The sequence below is a fragment of the Mesorhizobium sp. M7A.F.Ca.CA.002.09.1.1 genome, from assembly GCF_003998555.1.
In the GTDB taxonomy this organism is placed as follows: Bacteria; Pseudomonadota; Alphaproteobacteria; order Rhizobiales; family Rhizobiaceae; genus Mesorhizobium; species Mesorhizobium ciceri.
This window is the reverse complement of sequence record NZ_RZRR01000674.1, coordinates 1-3,175: the sequence shown is the minus strand read 5'-3', so window position 1 is coordinate 3,175 and position 3,175 is coordinate 1. Positions and strand designations below refer to the sequence as shown.

Annotated in this window: 3 protein-coding genes and 1 pseudogene; 2 read left to right on the top strand and 2 right to left on the bottom strand. The window is 63.9% G+C overall.

What is annotated here, in order from left to right; genetic code table 11:
* Both EN994_RS24280 and EN994_RS24275 read right to left on the bottom strand, forming a co-directional pair.
* A pseudogene (locus EN994_RS24280) lies at positions 1-373 on the bottom strand (LuxR family transcriptional regulator); the annotation flags it as partial.
* Positions 370-1,032 carry a GNAT family N-acetyltransferase gene (locus tag EN994_RS24275; protein WP_244514272.1) on the bottom strand — a complete coding sequence of 221 codons (663 nt, stop codon included), beginning with the start codon at positions 1,030-1,032 and terminating at the stop codon, positions 370-372. The gene EN994_RS24275 and the pseudogene EN994_RS24280, both read right to left, overlap by 4 nt.
* A 203-nt stretch (positions 1,033-1,235) precedes the next feature.
* Here EN994_RS24275 and EN994_RS24270 point away from each other — a divergent pair, with 203 nt between their 5' ends.
* Both EN994_RS24270 and EN994_RS24265 read left to right on the top strand, forming a co-directional pair.
* Positions 1,236-2,531: an ArgE/DapE family deacylase gene (locus tag EN994_RS24270; protein WP_063170179.1), complete on the top strand. Its 1,296-nt coding sequence runs from the start codon at positions 1,236-1,238 to the stop codon at positions 2,529-2,531.
* Positions 2,528-3,175 (top strand): phosphotransferase (locus EN994_RS24265; RefSeq protein WP_164746134.1); only part of this gene is annotated, 648 nt, incomplete at its 3' end. The genes EN994_RS24270 and EN994_RS24265, both read left to right, overlap by 4 nt.

Sequence of the window (3,175 nt, the reverse complement as noted above, 5' to 3'; positions counted from 1 at the left end):
CGCGCGCCGCCAGACCCGCCACAAGTGCCGCGAGCACGACATCGAGCTGCGGGATGGGGCTCGACTGGAAGGCAAGGTCGAGTTCCGCCGGGCTCTGGACCAGATGGCGCAGCGCGCCCACCAGATGCGATAGGAAGGCGCCCTCATCATTGTCCGTCGCCTCGCAGGACAGCCATGCCGTCAGCCTGCCGTGGCGTGCGATTTCCGCAGCCCATTGCGCCATCGTCGTCGATTTGCCGAAGCCGGCGGGCGCGGCGAACAGCACGATGCGCGTGTCGATATGACGCGCCAGCGTCGACAGAATGGTCTCGCGGCGCACCCATCGGCGATGGTGCGGCGACGCTTGGCTGACGGATTGCGGAGCTGTTCTCATCTAGGTCCGCACAGCCTGTAGCTCTCTGGGGGAGAGTCGCCGCAGCCGCTCCACTCCGCTTCGATCAGCGGAATTTGCGGTGCGGCATCGCGCGGCAAGGTTCCCTTGATACGGGGATCGTCGACGATCTCAAATCCGGTAGCGAAGGGCACGAACCCGCAGGCGCTGTAGAATCCGATGACGCTGTGATGATCGAAGCTGCTTGTATGCAGCCAGATGCGGCTCGGGTTGAGACGCCATGCGAGCTCCAGTGCCCCGGCCATCAGCCGTTTGCCGAAACCGCGGCCGGTCAGGGACGGGAACAGGCCGAAATAGGTGATCTCGATCTCGTTATTGTCGGCGGCGAAGAACTCGACCATGCCGAGATGCGCGCCGGTTTCATCATGGCCGTAGTAGAGATGCTGGCGCGGGTCGGCGAAATGCTCGGTGATTTCGGCATCGGACATTTCGGAAACGCGGTCCCACAGCCAGGGTGCGCCGATCTTGAGAAAGATCGCCCGGTAGGAAACGCAGTCGGGCGTCGTGATCCGTGTCATGCCCAAAGGGCGCGCGAGATCCGGCTGCGGCGTACGCGCTTCCATCCAGGTCACCGCATTGGCAAGCTTGCCAGCCGGCAGGCGATGGTAGCCAATGGCGAGATCGGTGATTTCGGCGGGCATCGTGTCTTCTGTGATCAACGCATTCCTCGTCATGTCTTCCAGAGATAGCAGTATCGGCTTGCTGCATCCGATGCCAACTCCCCCAAGACCATGGCAGCATCGAACGGCAAGTCCTGGACTGAAAGTTTGGCGCGCATGCCTCTTGCATTTCACAGGAATGGCATATGAGATATGATACACCATCCAGATGAAAGTGAAATATGATGCCTAAGCGGATTGCGGATGAGGCCATTCTGAGCGCAGTCGATGATGGCTTCGCCCGACAGGTCGCGTTTCTGCAAGACCTCGTGCGCTTTCCCTCCCAACGTGGCGAGGAACACCCCGCGCAGTCGTTTATGGCCGCCGCCTACGAGGCGGATGGCTACGCGGTCGACATGTGGCGCGTCGATGTCGACGTGATTCGCGACCTGCCGGGTTTTTCCCCCGTGGCGGTCTCTTACGACGATGCCTTCAACGTCGTTGCTACCCACACGCCGCGAAACGCGACCGGCCGCTCGCTGATCCTCAACGGCCATATCGATGTCGTTCCGACCGGACCGCTCGACCGCTGGGTCCGCGATCCCTACGATCCGGCGATCGAGGATGGCTGGATGCATGGCCGCGGCGCCGGCGACATGAAGGCCGGCCTGTCCGCCTGCCTCTATGCGCTGAGCGCCTTGCGTAGCCTTGGCTATCAGCCGGCCGCGAACGTGTATCTCCAGTCGGTGGTCGAGGAGGAATGCACCGGCAATGGCGCGCTTGCATGCCTGCAGCGCGGCTACCGCGCCGACGCCGCCTTCATTCCCGAGCCGCTGGAGCCGCGGCTGATGCGGGCGCAGGTCGGGCCGATCTGGTTCAGGGTCGAGGTCGACGGCGATCCGCAGCATGCGTCGGGTGCATTTTCGGCCGGCGCCAATGCCATTGAAAAAGCCTTCGTCATCATCCAGGCGCTGAAGCAGCTCGAAATCGTCTGGAACGCGCGCAAGGTCGATGATCCGCATTTCCATGATCACCCGCATCCGATCCGCTTCAACCTCGGCAAGATCGAAGGCGGCGAGTGGACATCGAGCGTTCCGGCGCGCTGTGTCTTCGAGATGCGCGTCGCCACCTATCCCGGCCAGAGGCTCGAAGACGCCAGGGCCGAGCTCGAGGCCTGCATTGCCGATGCGGCGCGCGCCGATCCGTTCCTGGCCAACCGACCACCCAAGATGACCTACAATGGCTTCATGGCCGAGGGCTATGTGCTGGAGGGCGCCGACGAGATGGAAGCGGTGCTGCGCCGCAGCCATACCGCCGTGTGGGGCGAGCCGCTGACGGAACACGTCACCTCGGCGACCACCGATGCACGTTTCTTCGGCCTCTATGCCGACACGCCGGCGATCGTCTACGGCCCGATCTGCCGCATGCCGCATGGCTATGACGAGGCCGTCGATCTCGACTCGGTGCGCAAGGTCACCCAGACGATCGCGCTGTTCATCGCCGACTGGTGTGGCCTCGAACCTATCGAGGCTAAGCCATGAATGCGGCGGTGCCCGATGCGTTCGGCGAAACACTCGCCGAGGACGCACCGGGTGTCTCCACGGCCGACGCCCTCGCCATCCTGCGCCGGCACTACGGGCTGACCGGCACCGCGCGTCCGCTGCCTGGCGAACGCGACCACAATTTCCATATTCAGACCGACGGCGAGGGCGAGTTCGTCCTGAAGATCTCCCATCCGGCGGAAGAAGCTGGCTTCACCGACTTCCAGAACAAGGCGCTCGACCACATCCTTGCGGTCGACCCCACCTTGCCGGTTCCCTCGGTGCGCAAAAGCATCGAGGATGAAGCGCAGTTCGCGGTCAGCGTCGCTGGATCGGCGCCGCGCATTATCCGGCTGGTGACCTATCTGTCCGGTCAGTTGCTGTCGCGCTCGCCGACTTCCGAGGCGCAGGATCGCAATCTGGGCATCTTCCTCGCCCGCCTCAGCCGGGCGCTGCGCGGCTTCTTCCATCCGGCCGCCGGCAACGACCTGCTCTGGGACATCCGCAAGGTCGCCAAGACACGGCCGATGATGGCGCACATCACTGATCCGAGTCGGCGGGCGATGGTCGAGCGCGCGATCGACTCCTTCGAGGAGCATGCTGCGCCGGTCATCCCGAGCCTGCGCGCGCAGATCGTCCACAAC